At 36.1% G+C, this 16,654-nt stretch carries 17 protein-coding genes and 1 tRNA gene; all 18 read left to right on the top strand.

What is annotated here, in order from left to right; all coding sequences use genetic code 11:
- The first annotated feature begins 188 nt into the window (after nt 1-188).
- Entirely contained in the window at nt 189-476 is a 288-nt protein-coding gene (locus J3U73_RS06105) for a type II toxin-antitoxin system HicB family antitoxin (RefSeq protein WP_220268523.1), read from the top strand.
- A 344-nt stretch (nt 477-820) separates the two neighbouring features.
- Nucleotides 821-1,387 (top strand): aldose epimerase, encoded by a 567-nt coding sequence (locus tag J3U73_RS06100; protein ID WP_267393822.1) that lies wholly within the window; start codon nt 821-823, stop codon nt 1,385-1,387.
- A 106-nt stretch (nt 1,388-1,493) separates the two neighbouring features.
- Complete coding sequence (locus tag J3U73_RS06095) at nt 1,494-2,606, top strand: LCP family protein (RefSeq protein WP_267393824.1); 1,113 nt, start codon at nt 1,494-1,496, stop codon at nt 2,604-2,606.
- Entirely contained in the window at nt 2,606-3,223 is a 618-nt protein-coding gene (locus J3U73_RS06090; RefSeq protein WP_267409862.1) for a glycerol-3-phosphate acyltransferase, read from the top strand. Before J3U73_RS06095 ends, J3U73_RS06090 begins: the two co-directional genes overlap by 1 nt.
- Nucleotides 3,224-3,263: 40 nt before the next feature.
- Nucleotides 3,264-6,239, top strand: coding sequence for an LTA synthase family protein (locus tag J3U73_RS06085; RefSeq protein ID WP_267409861.1), 2,976 nt, complete (start codon nt 3,264-3,266; stop codon nt 6,237-6,239).
- A gap of 270 nt (nt 6,240-6,509) precedes the next feature.
- Nucleotides 6,510-7,775, top strand: a complete 1,266-nt coding sequence (gene tyrS, locus J3U73_RS06080; protein WP_267393829.1) for a tyrosine--tRNA ligase — start codon at nt 6,510-6,512, stop codon at nt 7,773-7,775.
- Between the two features lie 128 nt (nt 7,776-7,903).
- Nucleotides 7,904-8,293 carry an NUDIX domain-containing protein gene (locus J3U73_RS06075; RefSeq protein WP_267409859.1) on the top strand — a complete coding sequence of 130 codons (390 nt, stop codon included), beginning with the start codon at nt 7,904-7,906 and terminating at the stop codon, nt 8,291-8,293.
- Between the two features lie 126 nt (nt 8,294-8,419).
- Nucleotides 8,420-8,758 carry a heavy metal-binding domain-containing protein gene (locus tag J3U73_RS06070; RefSeq protein ID WP_103752923.1) on the top strand — a complete coding sequence of 113 codons (339 nt, stop codon included), beginning with the start codon at nt 8,420-8,422 and terminating at the stop codon, nt 8,756-8,758.
- 59 nt (nt 8,759-8,817) lie between these two features.
- Nucleotides 8,818-8,890: transfer RNA gene (locus tag J3U73_RS06065), tRNA-Thr, on the top strand.
- Nucleotides 8,891-9,164: 274 nt separating this feature from the next.
- On the top strand, nt 9,165-9,659 hold the full coding sequence (locus J3U73_RS06060) for a hypothetical protein (protein WP_267409857.1): 495 nt from the start codon (nt 9,165-9,167) through the stop codon (nt 9,657-9,659).
- An 80-nt stretch (nt 9,660-9,739) separates the two neighbouring features.
- Complete coding sequence (locus J3U73_RS06055; RefSeq protein WP_267409855.1) at nt 9,740-10,573, top strand: hypothetical protein; 834 nt, start codon at nt 9,740-9,742, stop codon at nt 10,571-10,573.
- 419 nt (nt 10,574-10,992) lie between these two features.
- Nucleotides 10,993-12,657, top strand: coding sequence for a hypothetical protein (locus J3U73_RS06050; protein WP_267409854.1), 1,665 nt, complete (start codon nt 10,993-10,995; stop codon nt 12,655-12,657).
- Between the two features lie 170 nt (nt 12,658-12,827).
- Nucleotides 12,828-13,139, top strand: coding sequence for a hypothetical protein (locus tag J3U73_RS06045; protein WP_267409853.1), 312 nt, complete (start codon nt 12,828-12,830; stop codon nt 13,137-13,139).
- Nucleotides 13,139-14,179, top strand: a complete 1,041-nt coding sequence (locus J3U73_RS06040) for a helicase HerA domain-containing protein (protein WP_267409852.1) — start codon at nt 13,139-13,141, stop codon at nt 14,177-14,179. Before J3U73_RS06045 ends, J3U73_RS06040 begins: the two co-directional genes overlap by 1 nt.
- A 20-nt stretch (nt 14,180-14,199) precedes the next feature.
- Entirely contained in the window at nt 14,200-14,763 is a 564-nt protein-coding gene (locus tag J3U73_RS06035) for a hypothetical protein (protein ID WP_267409851.1), read from the top strand.
- Between the two features lie 189 nt (nt 14,764-14,952).
- Entirely contained in the window at nt 14,953-15,993 is a 1,041-nt protein-coding gene (locus tag J3U73_RS06030) for a Rep family protein (protein ID WP_267409850.1), read from the top strand.
- A gap of 102 nt (nt 15,994-16,095) precedes the next feature.
- Complete coding sequence (locus J3U73_RS06025; protein WP_267409848.1) at nt 16,096-16,461, top strand: hypothetical protein; 366 nt, start codon at nt 16,096-16,098, stop codon at nt 16,459-16,461.
- Nucleotides 16,458-16,652, top strand: coding sequence for a helix-turn-helix transcriptional regulator (locus tag J3U73_RS06020; protein WP_267409846.1), 195 nt, complete (start codon nt 16,458-16,460; stop codon nt 16,650-16,652). The genes J3U73_RS06025 and J3U73_RS06020 overlap by 4 nt, the downstream gene beginning before the upstream one ends.
- Nucleotides 16,653-16,654 lie beyond the last annotated feature (2 nt).

Here is a 16,654-nt window from a genome sequence, read left to right as displayed (position 1 = left end):
TTTGGCGTTGGATTTAAAAATTAATGCCTGAAGTAGCTAGTATTCGCCTAGTTAACAAAATGGAAAATATCTAACAAAAAATAAGATAAACAATAATTTTTTCATAATTATTTCTTCTAAGCACTATTTTAGGTATATGATGGTATATAGGTAAAAATAAACCAAGCGAGATTGAGGAGGTTTGGTAGATGAGCCATAGAATTGTAACTTATCCAGCTATTTTTAAGCCCTTAGGAAATGATGTTTATGTAATTAATTTTCCTGATGTTAAAGGTGGAATTACTGAAGGCGAAGGTTTGCGCGAGTCAATGAAAATGGCTGCCGATACCTTAGCTAGCAGGTTGTATAATAAAGCTGAATTACCAAAATGCAGTAAAGAAAGCGAGATTCATCTTCCTGATGATGGTTCTTTTATTGCTCCAGTTTCAGCTGATTTGACTGAGGCCTCACATGATCGAATTAATTATGAGATTTAGCTAAAAAAAGCACCCCAAATTTTGGGGTGCCCTTTTTATTAACTTGTTCCAAAAACTAATTATAATTCTCGGGAACAAACATATTATAGTATATTAAAGTGATTTTTGCTAATAATTTAGGCTATTTTCTTTAAAAAATAGGTTGTAAAAAATGGTGTCAAGTCAACGATTAGCGGTTATTTTCTTTTTTCTTCCATTATTAAGTAATTTTATAGTATAATCTTCTATCAATTAAATTTTCTTAATATTTGTTTTCGCTAGAAAATTGTTGGCTTTCGTGACTGAATTGACATAAGTGCCATTTACGTGCTATTTTCTATGAGGGAGAAAGTTTGGAGTAAGCTATGCAAACAATAGAAAGTTCTATTCTGCGTGCTGCTATTGATGAAAAGGATGCACAATTAGTTAATTTTGTATCACAACACGATCAAATTGATTATTTCAAAGATGGCGACTCACAGAAGAAGTTAGGGATTGCCTTTATAGGTGATGACCAAAGTGAAAATTGGGCTGAGCTCTTGCCTTGGACTGTTGTCGATAAGGGAGATGCACGGGTTAGTTTAGCTTTGATTGATGATAGTGCGAGCTATAAAAGGTTTCCGTATCATTTTGAAGCAATCTTGTCTTACATACTTGAAGGCAATCGCGTCGTAATTAAATACTATTTAAAAAATAATTCACATAAGGAGATGCCATTTTCTGTCTTATTTACTTTGCCAATCAGCAATGGTTGGACAGAAAGTGAAAATGTGAACGAAATTGAGTTAAGCAAAAAGGATGTAACAATTAAGCTTGCATCTACTAATTTTGACTTAGCAATTAGAAATAAGCAGATCGTTGCCATGCTTGATAAAGCTAGGCTTGACGGTGATAGTGACGTGGAGTTAACACTAACTCTTACATTAAGTTAAATAAATTAATGATTTTAATAAGATATTATAGACAAACCGCTGTCGGTTTGTTTTTTTTGCTATAATGTACTCATTGTATGTAAAAATTGGGTAAATAAAAGAAAATATGGATCACAACGATAACCACCCGGCAAAGACGCGGGTTGAAGTGAATAAACGAAATTACAAAAAAAGACGGCATATTTTAGAGTTTTTCATCGGTCTGACTTTAATTGCTGCTGTTTGCTACTCATCTTATGTTTATCTTCGAACAAAGAACGCAGTTGATAATACCTATGACAGCAATAATCACGTTCAAATTAAAAAAGGCGAATTTGATGGTAAAAAGAAGTTCGCTGTCTTACTGATGGGGACTGATACAGGCGCGCTTGATCGTAAGGAAAAAATCGGCAATACAGATACAATTATTATCGCAGTCATTAATCCGCAAAAAAAGCGGTACACATTAATGTCTGTTCCGCGTGATACAATGACGCAAATGGCTGGTGCAGAGCAGTTTGAGATTGAAAAAATCAATGCTGCTTATCCAATTGGTGGTGCCAAAATGGCTATGAATAGTGTTTCGGAATTAGTTAATGTTCCCATTAAATACTATGCACTGGTTAATATGAAGGGGATTATGCGCCTAATTCGCTATGTGGGCGGGATTAATGTTCGGCCAACACTCAGCTTTGAGTATGGTGGCTATATTTTTAAGAAAGGCCAGTTAACTCATATGGGCGGAGGCGGCGCCTTAGCCTATTCAAGAATGCGTTATGATGACCCCGAAGGTGATTATGGCCGACAAAAGCGGCAGCGTCAAGTTATCACGACTTTAATTAATAAGGCAGTTTCCTTAAATACGTTGACGCAATTGGACTCTGTTTTAACGTCTATTTCGGGTAATGTAAAAACGAACTTGCCTTTTGATGCTTTAAAGCAAATTGCCTTTAATTACCGCGGCTCGACTAAGAATGTCAAAAATGACTATTTACACGGTCATAATGCTACAATTGATGGTGCCTCTTACCAGGTGCAATCGACTGCTGAATTGCAACGCGTTTCGAATTATTTACGCGCCGAATTAGGGCTTAAGCCAATGACGGTCAATAACAATGAAACTTATCAAAATAAACGCAACAAACGTCATGGTTTTGATTTTACCAATCCTGCAACGCAAGATTATAATATCTACAAAGATTATTTGAATCAGGATCAACAGGAAGAAGGTGAAAACTAATGCCACGATTGTGGGCCACTCTAATTGGGTATGCTTTTGGCTGCTTGCTATTCGCTGTCTTAGTATGTCGGTTGGGCTTGCATCAGGATCCCACCAAAGTTGGTTCGGGTAACCCGGGAACTGCAAATGTTGGTGCTGTTTTTGGTAAAAAATGGGGTATAATTACCTGCATTGGCGATATTGCCAAAACCGTTATTTGTTTGCTACTTGTACAATATTTTTTAGCAGAAAGAATTGCACTCGTCTATGCAGGTCTTGGATTAGTTTTAGGTCATTGTTTTCCATTTTGGGATCATTTTCAAGGCGGTAAAGGTGTGACTGTAGCTGTTTGGTTTGCAGCAATCTATGATGTTCGGGCTGCAGCTGTAACTCTACTGATTGCGCTAATACTAATGATTGTTTTAAAAAACCTGACGCTTCCGCCGCTAGTTTTTATCTTATTGTTCAGCCTTTATGAATTAACTCAAGTTAAGGAAGCCGGCATCGTATTATTATTCATTACACTAATCATGACCTTTAAGTTTAGGCATGATCTAGTTGACTTTTTTACGGGTAAGGGTAAAAAAGTTGATGTTTTATACTCAATTAAGAAAAAATTGGGGATAAAAGTGCAATAATTGATTGCATCATTTTTTAGTGAGGACAGATACTAGAAACATGAATAAAAATAAAAAAACGTTAAAAGTTGTGCAGATTGTTTGTCTGCTGGCAGCTACACTTTTCATGCTGATCCAGATGTACAGCTTGAAGGGGATTGCGGCACGTGCACATTATTCGTTTGTTCGCTTTATGCCGAATATGCTGCACAACGCAACGATCATGATTGTACCAATGGTCTTTGGTGCTGTTTATAGCAAGAAAAAACAAAGCGTGAGCGAAAGCTTTAAGTATTGGCTGATGGCAATTATCACGCTAATTGTTTATTACATTCTTTTCTTCATTAAAGTGCCTGGTCGCTTTAATATGTGGCGTGTGTTTGGGATGCTATTTCCAATTATTACTAGCACTTCCGTTTTATTTGCGGGTCTGTTTTTCAGTATGCTGGTTCAACCACGTCTTTATGATTTACAACACAAATTAACGGAAAAGCAAAATCTCTTAGTTTTAAGTATTCTAACCTTGCTAGGCTTTGCTTTGAGTGCGGGGAATTTGACATTCCAGTATTCACTGTATGGACTATACCTCATCTTATTTTTTGCTTGGGGGATGTTCTTAGCCAACGTTGAAATTAAGGGTAAGGTTTTAGCCCTTGCACTATTAAGTGGCTTAATTTCGTTTTTTGTCGTGATAATCGGCGTTTCTGGTTTTGATGCCGTTTATTGGTCACAAATCATTTCCGGCAACGGTGGTGGTGATTGGAATCGCGAATTTTTAAATAATCCGTCTTCACCATTTATGTTTTTACTGGTAGTTGCTGCCTTTCTACTTTTCAAGAAAGTAATCATGACTTTTAGTGAAAAGCAAATGCATTACTTCATTCCCGTAATTATGTTTATGGACGCACCGATTTCTAATCGGTTTATGAATGCCTTCCGTTTTACTGGTTCATCTGTAATCAACAAGTTAATCATGATTGTTATCATGGTTATTATTGCGATTATTTGGGATCAGTTACTGGAACGGTACTTATTTAAGCTAAAGCCTTGTGCAAAAGTAATCAATTATTTAAATCACGAGTCAAGTTTAGCCAAGATCTGTGAAAAAGGTTGGCAAATATTTACCCGCTTTATCATTAGAAACCGGGTTAACTTGTTAACGTGGGCATGGTTTTATATCCTGAGTTTTGGTTCGTTTCTGATTGAGTCAGACAATCTGCGGATTCAAATCAGTACTGCTGCAACTATTAATGCAATTGTCTACTTGCTAGGCACCAAGTTCTTTGCCATCATTTTGACAACGATCTTTTTAGATGCCTTGTTCTCCATTTTTTACTTTATTACGACTAGGTATTGGACTTCCAATATGCTTGTCAGCTTAATTGCGATTGGTTGGGCAATTGCGAATAAGATTAAGCTTCTTCTTCGCGGGGAACCTATTTACCCAACTGAAATTAGTGAAATCGTTAACTGGAAGACACTTTTGCCGATGGTCGGCAAGAAATTGGTTATCGTCATTTTGATAGCCATTGTCATTGTCATCGCACTTGATGTCTTCTTAGAACTTAAATTTACAATCAAAAAACATGGTTCATGGAAAAAGCGTGGGATCTGGGCACTGATTAGTTTGCTCTTATTCATGACGCCACTTCGTTTTAACCATGATGGTGGGGTTATTTACCACATTAACCGTGGATTTGATAACCGGCAGAAATTTAGGAATCCTGAGCGAGATATTCAGGTTAATGGGCCAGTCTTAAACTTCTTGAACTACATTGATCTGCAGATTATGGATCAGCCTGCAACAGGCTATTCTGCTTCAACAATCAAGCAGCTAAATGACAAGTATTCTAAGATAGCAAATAGGATTAACAAAAACCGCAAGAACGATTTGCAAAAGCAAACAATTGTCTTTAATTTGAGTGAAAGTTTTGTTGATCCAAATACCTTCCCAACAATCAAATTTGAGCGTTCCGCTCCAAATCCAGTTAAATTTATTGAATCAATGAAGTCACGTTCTTCATATGGTACGATGCTTAGTGCTGGCTACGGTGGTGGAACTGCCAACATGGAATGGGAGACATTAACCGGACTGAATATGGGTCTATTTAAATCAACTTTGACACCATATGTTCAGGTTGTGCCAAATTATGACTTTTACCCAACAATTGGAATGAACTTTGATTACAAATCTGCTGTTCACCCATTTATTGGTACATACTATTCAAGACGTGAAGATTATCGCCGCTTTAAGTTCGATAAGTTTGTTTATGCCGGTTCCAAGTATAAGATTATTGACCAAAAGAAACTGGGCAAGAGTGGTTATAATTCCGACTTTACAACGTATGCAAATGGCTTACACCAAATTAATTCACGTAAGGGCGGCCAGTTTATTAACCTGATTTCAATTCAGAACCACATGCCTTATAACAATTGGTATCCGCATAACGAATACATGGGCAAGATTTCTGGTGATTTGTTTAACACCCCTGCTGTCCGTGAACAGATGGCAACATATGTCAAGGGGACACAATACACTGATAAGGCGGTTAAACAGTTTATCAGTCAGATTGATAAAATTAAGAAGCCGATTACCTTGGTCTTCTATGGTGATCACTACCCAAGCATTATTTCACAAAGTTATACTGCGAAATATCCGGTACAAATGCACTCAACTCGCTACTTTATTTACTCAAATAAATATGCCCGTGAACACGGCGCTAAGACGAGATTGCCACGGAAGGCGAATAACTTTGTCAGTTCCAGTGACTTTATTGCAATGATGTTGGAACAAACTGATTCAAAGGTAACGCCATACCAAGCACTCTTAACTGAGGTTCATAAGAAACTGCCTGCAATTACCATTAACTTTGATGGCGATAAGGGTTATGAGTTAATTGGTCGCAAGGGTCAAGTAATTGATCCAAAATATCTCACTAAGAAGCAACAAGAATTATTGTCCGACTATGAGACTATTCAGTATGATATGACTGCTGGTAAGGCTTATGGTTTGGGAATTAAAGGTTTCTACAAGTAAAAACGGATATTGACTTATTAAATAAAAATGAGTATGATCATTTATAATCAATTTAAGTAGCACTTCGATTCAGCGGACAGAGAACTAGCGGCTGGTGTGAGCTAGACAGGTCGAAGAAAGCGAAATACAAATGACAGGGTGGTTTCTTTAAAGACCAAGTTAAGGCGTTTATTTAAACGCAAACGTGGGTGGTACCACGGCTATGAAAAAGTAATTTAGTCGTCCCTAGATTCGATTTAGAATCTAGGGATTTTTTATTGGAGGAAAATAATGGCGAATTTTGATATCTTAGAGGACTTAAAATGGCGCGGCGCAATTAACCAGCAAACTGATGAAAAAGGTTTGGCTGAATATCTTGAAAAGCACGATGATTTAGCCTTATATTGTGGTACAGATCCGACAGGTGACTCACTTCATATTGGTCACTTAATTCCTTTTATGATTTTGAAGAGATTTCAACTTGCAGGCTACCACCCAGTTATTGTTATCGGTGGTGGAACAGGTACGATTGGTGATCCATCTGGTAGAAGCTCTGAACGAGTATTGCTTAGTGCAGAAAAACTTCACCAGAATGAATTAGCTTTAACCAGACAAATGGAAAGACTGTTTGGAACAGAGAACTTTGAAATTGTTAACAATGCTGAATGGTTGGATAAACTGAGTCTGATCGAATTTTTGCGTGAATATGGGAAACATTTCCAAGTAAACAACATGTTAAGTAAGGATGTTGTAGCCAATCGGTTAGAAAATGGTATTTCATTTACTGAATTTTCATACCAAATTTTGCAGGCCATTGATTTTTACCAATTGAATAAAGAACACGGTGTTCAAATGCAAATTGGCGGTAGTGACCAATGGGGCAACATTACGGCAGGAATTGACTTGATTCATAAATTGCTGGGTTCTGATCGCCAAGCATTTGGTTTGACCATTCCGTTGATGCTAAAAGCTGATGGAACTAAATTTGGTAAATCAGCCGGTGGTGCTGTTTGGCTTGATCCGGAAAAGACCAGTCCATATGAGTTCTACCAATTCTGGATAAACCAAGATGACCGTGACGTTGTTAAATATCTGAAATACTTCACTTTCCTCAGCCACGAAGAAATTGATGAACTGGCAGAACAAGTTAAGAATGAGCCATGGAAACGGACTGCACAGAAGACTTTAGCTCGGGAAGTAACTAAATTTGTTCATGGACAAGAGGGCCTGCAAGAAGCAGAAATGATCACTGATGCACTATTTTCTGGTGATATCAAGGACTTGACCGTTAAACAAATTGAACAGGGACTTAAGAGTGCCCCTACGGCTGAAGCAGATGCTAGTGCAAAGAACATTGTTGACTTCTTAGTTGAGACAAAGATTGAACCATCTAAGCGGCAAGCACGTGAAGATGTTACTAACGGTGCAATTTATATTAATGGTGACCGGCAACAATCTGTTGATTTTGTAGTTGATCCGGAAAAGGCCTTCTCTGGTAAATACGTTATTGTCCGTAAAGGGAAGAAAAAGTACACCTTAGTTAATATTACTGCCTAATTTGACGCTTAAGAAACGACCTACTGCATTTTACAAAGTGGGTCGTTTTTATTTTTGGCAAAATGATGGGGCAGAGAACACTAAGTGGCTTAAAATAGAATTAACTAATTTTTGAGGGGATGATAGCTATGCGCGCTAGGGTAATCATTTATAATCCTGATTTGACGGCAATTTTATTAATTCACCGGCAAAAAAAGCAGCGAAATTATTGGGTAGTCCCTGGCGGCGGTGCAAAAAGGAGTGAGACGCCACGAGAAACTGCCATTAGAGAAATTAATGAAGAATTACGAATAGAGTTAACGCCAGCACAATTACGGCAACTGTTTGTGATCGATAATGAATACTTCTTTTTAACTGATTATCGGCAAAAAGCTGTGCCTGACATTAGCGGCGAAGAAAAAGAGCGGTCAACCAGTACGAATGTTTATCGGCCGGCTTGGGTTTCTTTGTCCGAATTGTTAAAAATCAACTTGATGCCACCCGCATTAAGCAAAAAGATTCTAGCAGTGATTAAATAGCGACTGTAAATATTTGTTTTATTATTTTTGGATTTATGATTGACATGTTACTATCTGTTAATTCATAATTTGGTTTTAGCAATATAAACTTATTGACTAAAAGGCCCTAATAAAGGAGGCTCACCTATGAGTAATGATGAAATATTAGTTACAACAACTGAAAATATACCTGGTAAGGAATACGAGGTTATCGGTGAAGTATTTGGTTTAACAACCCAGTCTAAAAATATGATTAAAGACTTCGGTGCAGGTTTAAAGTCAATGGTTGGTGGAGAAATCCGCAGCTATACACAAATGTTGCAAAAGTCACGTGAACAAGCTTTAGAGCGCTTGCGGCAAGAAGCTGTAGAAAAAGGTGCTGACGCAATTGTGATGATGCGCTTTGATTCTGGTACAATTGGTGGTGACATGCAATCAGTTGTTGCCTATGGAACAGCAGTGAAATTTCGCTCAAGTGCAGAATAATTAATTACTGCGGAGATATCCACCGGACAAGGTGGATATTTTTTTGATAGAATATTCTTGCCGCTTTAGCTCAGGAGGTAGAGCACCGCCGTGGTAAGGAGGAGGTCCTCAGTTCAAATCTGGGAAGCGGCTTAAATATAGTTCATTGATATTAATTAACCTTAATAAAGCAAGGATTTATGCAGAATGATTTATACTAATTTCAGTTAATTAAAAATAATTATGCACACAGAAATGCACACGCAAAATAGCGTGTTCCGTGAAAAAACTCTTAGATAGAAATAAAAGCTGGTATATCAAGGTTATTAGTCACTTTTACGTGTGCAGGAATGTGCACAAAACTGATATTGTATTATTGTTTTAAAATTAGAATTTCTAATAGTATACTGAATTATAAGAGAATTACTTGAAAATAGAAGGAAGTAAAATTGAAATGAATCAAATAAGTAATAATAGAATAAAAAAAGTAGTAATAAGTACAATTAGTATAGCTTTTACGATTTTATTATTTGGTTTATTTGCTACGCATACTAATAGCAAAAATAATATTACTAATCAGGTACAAGCTTCAAGTCTCACAATTCCAAAAAAAATGCGTGGAACTTGGAAATCAAAACCAATCTACTCGTCCGAAACAAAACATATTAAGAAGAATATGGCTGTTCCCGCTATGAAAATGAAGGTAACTGCTAAAAAAGTTAGATGGCATTTTATTGGCTATGTTCCAGCACCCTATAATAGAAAAAAACATACAATTAAATTGGTTTCTAAACAAAATGGCCAACCAGTATTAAAAGGCCATGGTCCATTTCGTGATGATAATTACTTACAAATGAGTGGGAAAAAATTGATTCTTTCATATCATGGTGGCTTTAATCAATTTACTAAAGTAGCAAAATAAAAAACTAGCTATTTAGTTAATTAAGAACAAATAGTTAGTTCGAATCGGATAGATCAATTTATACGAAAGAAGTTTTTATCATGAGGAACAAAAAGTTATTAACGAAAACAATTATTATAGGAACCTTATTATCTACTAGTATTGGTACTTTAGCTTATACAGATAATACTGTAAATGCTGAATCTCTGCCTGTAGCTACAACTAAAGACTATAACAAATTACAAAGGCTTTCTATGAAGCAAGGTATACATTATGTTAAAATAAAAAAATGGTATACTGGATTTGTGCCAGGTAATAATGTAGAAGGATTTAGGTATTTTAATTCTAATAAATTAACTGGTTCTAAAATGGACCCCGGCAAAGATGATTACCAGTCCTATATAGGTACATATAAGATTGATGGCAATCGGTATTTTATTATGAATAATAAGCTAAGAGATGGTAAGAATAAATATTTAGTACCCGCTGAATATTGTCAAGTACCATACGCTTATAAGTTAAAGCCAGGACATAAAACTGTATATGATTATGACGGATCTTTAGCTAACGCATGGAATGGTTATAATCCATATAGAAATTCATATGGTGAAACTTTAACTAAAGAAAATATTATTTACAGTAGCCATAAAGACTCTGCTAAAGAGGTAACTCTTGATCGTGTTGGTCAAAATACTGGTAAGAACCAAGGGTTCTGGATCGGTAAAACGCCAATTACATTTAGAGTTGATGGCACTGATACCTATGAAGATTACTACCCATTGTACAACTATGATCCATCTGGTGAATTAGTAGTCAGCTACATTAAGACCGAAGATCTGGATCAATTCGAGCCAGCTACGGTAACTTATAACTGGTTAGGTACGATCACCAAGGATCACAAGTTTAAACCAGAAGATAAAAAGTTAGATCTTTAATTATCAGTAACGGAAGATAATTCATAATTCAATAAGTCGTATTATTTAGTATTATGAAAGGAATCATAATGTCTAGATTTAGTAATGTTATTTCTAAGACAAAGATTGTTATTGTTATTTAATACCTACAGTCATTACTCATAATGATTGTGTATATGTATTGTATTTTTTATTTAAAGTGCTAAAATAAAATTGTAAGCGGTTAACACAGCTTACAGACCGTTATAGCGGTTTGCGGTCGTTAAAGGCGTTCTAACTACTCAGAGAGTTTATCTACGCAAATTGTAGTTTAAATACTACAAACTCATATTTATTGAGTAACCGACAAATTGGTCAAACATATTTAATTGTTGACCTTTTCTTGGGCGATTAGATTAATCTAATCGCCTTTTTTATACTTAAGTAAGTGAGTAAATAAAATGAATATATATAACGAATTTGCACCACAAACATTTATTAATTTAAAGAACAATGATGTCTTTATTAGTCTTCCTGGTATCTTAAACTGGATAATTAATAACTCCGCTCTAGAAAGTATTCCTGCTAGAAATTGGGACATTACAGATTTAAAATCTTTTTTAATTAAGCATAATATTAACATCATATCTAAACAAGAAAGTAATTTTAAATTTGCTTTTAACGATATAAATTACACTGCCAATATGCAAATTACACCAGATGAAGAATTTGGGGCAAGCAATACGAAAAGAGTAGAGCTACTAAATTCTAATGACTTATTGAAATTAGTTAAGCTATTGCAATTGGGCAATTCTACTACTAAGCAGTACCAGGAGCTCATGTTTAAGGGCTTTTATCAAGACCAAAAAAGTGGATTATTTGTTTTCAACCTAAAGGATGTACTGTATAGTTTTGTTAACAATTCTCGAATGTATAGGTCAATAACATTTCGCTCCACTCTGAATGAACTCAAAATTTTTGCTAGTAAAAATAAAATCCAAATAGAATCAATTAATCCCAATCAAATTGAATTCTTAACAATGCCTGAAGAAATTAGGCCTAAAACTATTGATCAATCTTTTGATACGATTTTTGCTGACACAACTAATAATATGGTGGTTGTTGATAAAAATGCAGCTACAGCAAAGATACTCGAAGTAATTAGCACGAAGGGGTTATGCGAACTCTATCAAGCTATGCAAGAATTGGTGCCTGACTATTCTGAGGTTTCTTCAGGAGTTATTTGTCCCATAAATAAAGATAATGAAAATCTCTATAGTGTAGAAGCTACTCTTGAAATAATTAATTTGAGAACGGAAAGAATTAATATAAGTATTAGTAAAAGTGCAGTTCGTAAACAAATAAAAAAATTGGTCTCTGAAAATCCAGATAAATTTAAAACCTTCAATGTTAAAGCTGAATCAATTAATTTTCATAATAAGATTAGGCTGTATAAAAGCAATAAAGAGCTGTATTTAAATGAGCCATTGTTTGAAGCGTTAATAAATTTTTATTTACAAAGATATGCTAATCACAATCCTAATCCAGGACCACAATTTGAATTACTGCTTCCATCTATAATGGAAGAATTTAAAAAACGCGCATTAACTTTTGATCATCAATCTATTGAAATAAATTACGATACTATTAATGGTACTGAATCAGGACTTAACTATTACAAAGAAAACCTAGAAGAGTATATAAAAGAAAGAGTCAAGTGGTTAAAAGCCAAGCTAGACTATTTATATGATGGAATCACCACAAAAATAAGGTATGATATGCAATCTTCGTTACTTTTGCAAGTTGAAGCAGGTAAAAAAATATTACAAGAATGTTGTAAACAAGCCCAAAATTATCCTAATCCTTGCTTAAGAAGTATTTTGCAGAACGAAATACCACAAGCTTATAAGCAAATTATTAGTGATAGGGGCCGACAAGATTATAAGCAAGGGACTAAAATCAACTATGATGAATTGAAAGCAATTGACCAAGAATTTGAAGAGAATTTCAGTAAAAAAGTCAAAGACTTACTTGTAACAGTCAAGGAAAACTTTAACCAGGTAATGCAAATCATTAATAATTTAGCAATTAAAGTACATATAATGATTGATCTCAATAATCTTTAATAATATGAACCGAAAATAATAGATACTTTCGGTTTTTTTTTGTCCAAAAATTGCCGTTTGCCGTGCACCTTAAGTCTAGACAATTTTAGTTCTTAATTTAATTAAACTATGTTTACAAGTTGAGAAACCAACTTGCAACTATTTTATTTAAATTGAAAGGGCAAATTATTATGAAACGAAAAATGATAAGTGGATATTCCCAACAAGTAGTTAACAGATATCTCGATTTGGCAAAGCCAATCTATTGCTTAAGTATAGAGCTAATACCTCAATATGAGTGGAAAGACAGCAGACCTACCGACAACGTGGTTGCATACAGGGGATGGTTTACTCAAGAGGGCGCCGACGCGTTCTCAGTCAAGTTTACTAGCGAGATCAAATTACCTAAGTATCTTGCTAAGGTTGAGTTTGATGGCCTTGAGGCTTGTGAAGTTAGGAATAATGTGTACTTCCGAGCAAAGTCGATAAAGGAGGCAAAATAATGGAGCTAAAACAATATCTTACTAGGTGTCTCAATATGGCGCTCGGCATACAAGGTGAAACAACCTATACCAATAGTTTTAAGATAACCACTAAGCAAAACGGTTTTATCTTCATTCCCAGATTCCCAGCTGGCTACCTATTAGATGATCAGCTGTATCAACGAATTTATCAAATTGCGAACGCAGCCCTTTATCCCGATTACACATTGCTTAAGCAAAACGGTATCTACTTTATACCATTGTTTGATAATCCAATCGAAGTTAGACGTGGCCTTTATTTTCCATGGATTAAAGGATCGGTACAGCGCATAAAGTTTGATAAGCTAGATGATTATTTTGCTAGTCGTAAGGACAACATAATCCCATTAATGAAGGATTTTTCAATCAATTTCGATAAAGTTACCAGCATTGCAATCGCAGGTAATTCTGGCGCCGGAAAAAGTTACTTCCTTACTTATCTTCTAGCTGCTTTGGTTAAAGTTTCAGAGCTGATCATTATTGACCCCAAACGAGATCAACCCAGCCGTTGGGCTAGAGATCATGGCTTTCCAGCACTATATCCAACAACAAATTCCTCAAAATCAGACTATGTTTCATCAGTAAGTGATGCGTTAAGCAGAGCATTAAATACCATTTATGAAAGACAAGCAGCTCTATATGACGATCAGGATAAGGATTTTAAACCAATCACGATCGTGATTGATGAGGTGCTAGCTTTAACAGAAGGCGTGAATAAGTCAGTTAAAGATTCGTTCTTCGCGTTGTTGTCGCAGATAGCCTTGCTTGGCCGTGCCACAAAAGTGCATCTTATTCTATGCAGCCAGCGACTAGATCATACGGCAGTGCCAACGTCAGTACGAGAACAGGTTAACGTCAGCGTCCAATTAGGGAATATCAACAAGAAAACCACCCAGTTTCTCTTTCCAGATCTTGATCCCACGGGATTAGTAATTCCAATGGGCAAGGGTACCGGAATAATCCAGGTAGTTGATGGCGAACATCCTTATAACGTGTTGCCATTCCTGGCGCCTAGTTATTAATAGAAAGGAGGTGATTAATTATGAAAAGTATTTCAAAATTAGAAATTGGATATTATTTACCATTAGTAACTTTAGTCGAAATAGTTGCAATACTGATAACAGTCCTTATTCAACCATACAGCGTTAGTGGTTTGCTTAATAATATGAAGCAAGCAGTAATTGTAGCGACTATATTGATGTTAGTAATCTTGTTTGCAATGGTAGTGATAACAATTAAGTACCAACATGATAATAGCTTCCGAAATTACTGTAGTTCAGTAGCTCAAACTTATAATTTGCGTAGATTTTCAAAAGTACAACCAAAGACTACTCAGGTTAAGGTTGGTAATGAATGGAAAAATCAACCAATTAATGATCCTGTTGAAAGGGCCTTCAATCAGGCAATTCAGGGCTGGTATATTGACAGGCGAAAAAATAGTCTAATAGTTTGGCTGTTTTTACCAAAAACATCAAGTGCAATCAATAAACTAGATCAAGAATTGCCAACGATTTTGACGCAAATCAAAGAAAACAATCCAGAGTATATTTTTTCATCACATGAACGTGTTGGTAACTATTACAAGGTAGATGCCACTCGCTATTAACTGCCAATGTGGCGCTGCTGCTTTTGCGTCAAGCAAAGGTGCAGCAAAGCGCCACATTAGGCGAAAAAGTTAATAAGCTTTAACTGTGCGAGAAGTTCCAATCAGTTACTAACCGTGACATTTTGGGGCTTGTTATCTAAATGTCACGAAGTGTGCAACTGTGCAGAAAATAGAAAGGAGGTGACACCAATGACAAAAGAAATAAGAGCCAGACAGTTTATGTTTGTTCAGGACTTAATTCATTTAAAAATAAAACCCCAAGACTTACCTAATTTATTAGATAAGTCTGGCGCGATAGAATGGGCATACATCAACCACGATCATGATCAAGATGAAAATGGTGAGCCAATCCGCGAGCATTTCCATATTGTGCTTAAGTATGAGAACCCGCAGACAATCACCAGTATTGCCAAGCTATTCCAGGATAAATCGCAATACGTGCAAATATGGCATGGCCGGATCAATAACGCATATTCTTATCTTATCCACGAAACTCAAGATGCCGAAAGTGCTGATGGCAAGTATCATTATAGCGATACCGCAGTCAAAGCATCGTTTGACTATCCGAAGCGCTTAGAGCAGATTCGCGCCAAAATCAAGCTTAGCCCAAAGTATGAAAATCAACAGATAAGGCGCTACGCGGAACAGTCTATTACCCGAGAGCAACTGACCCAAGAGCTAGGTGTCTACGGCATAGCCAGACACCAGCAGCTAATTGATAAGATTGATAATGAGCTATTGGCTCAGAAGCATCAAGAGTGGCTCAAAAAGTTCAAAGGACATAAAATGACCACGCTTTGGCTTTACGGCAAGGCTGGTGTAGGAAAAACGCGATTAGCCGAGCATATCTTTCAAGGAAAAGATTACATCACTCTAGGTAGTTCCCGCGATCACTTCCAAGAATACCGGGGCCAGCGGTTCGTTATCATTAACGATCTGCGACCCAATGACTTCGAATATAGCGACTTGCTGCGGTTGCTAGACCCTTATCAGCACGATAAGGCCGCACCAAGCAGATATCACGACAAGCGTCTTAACTTAGAAAAGTTGATCATCACGACTCCATATGATCCAGTCAGTTTCTATCGCAATATCAATTCGATCAATGATATGGCGGTGGATTCGATTAATCAATTGTTAAGGCGAATTAAGCCAATCAAGGTCACAGATCAAATGATCAAGACAATTAAGCGCAAGGTCACTCGCCGAAAAAATAAAAAAGCTAGTTAAATCTCCCCAGATCGAAACTAGCCTTCTAAAAAATTTTTCAAATTAAGTATAAAACTAAATTTAACAAAAAGAAACTTTATTAATATTGAAAGGACAATTGATATGAATAATCCAAAATTAAAAAATAAGTTCTCTTATTATGATACGTGGATTACGCCACCTACATTTCAGCAATTATGCGATTTTGGCTTGATTGGCCGCAGAATCGGTGAAGTTAACATTATTGACTATCATGACAATCCAGGTGACAACTTCATTGATAATGGCCTAGTTTGCCAGGTGAAAAATTGTATTAATCAAGCAGATAAGCCACTCGAAATTCTTCTTTTTAGCAATACAGTTGCCGATTATTCGAAATTCATTAATCAACCGGTTATAGCTGATGTAGGCAACTTTTATTGCCCAGGCTGGCAAGAAATACCTACCTATCAGGTCAAAGGCTTACGAATCGCAGGTGACAAGAAATGACGTCAATTTTATTGAACGGCAAGCAGCTCTGTAAGCAGCTTAATATTAGTACCACCTTACTTTACAAGTTTCGCAAAGCTGGCATGCCTTATCATCAACTGCCACACAGCAGGGCATACTATAATTTAAAAGAAGTTCAAAAATGGTTAGCTCAAGCAGGTTACCATCAAGAAAAAACTTGGTCAAAATAATC

The sequence above is a fragment of the Lactobacillus sp. B4005 genome (genome assembly GCF_026536045.1).
Lineage (GTDB): Bacteria > Bacillota > Bacilli > Lactobacillales > Lactobacillaceae > Lactobacillus > Lactobacillus panisapium.
The sequence above is the reverse complement of the archived record's forward strand: the minus strand, read 5'-3'. Positions and strand labels throughout refer to the sequence as shown.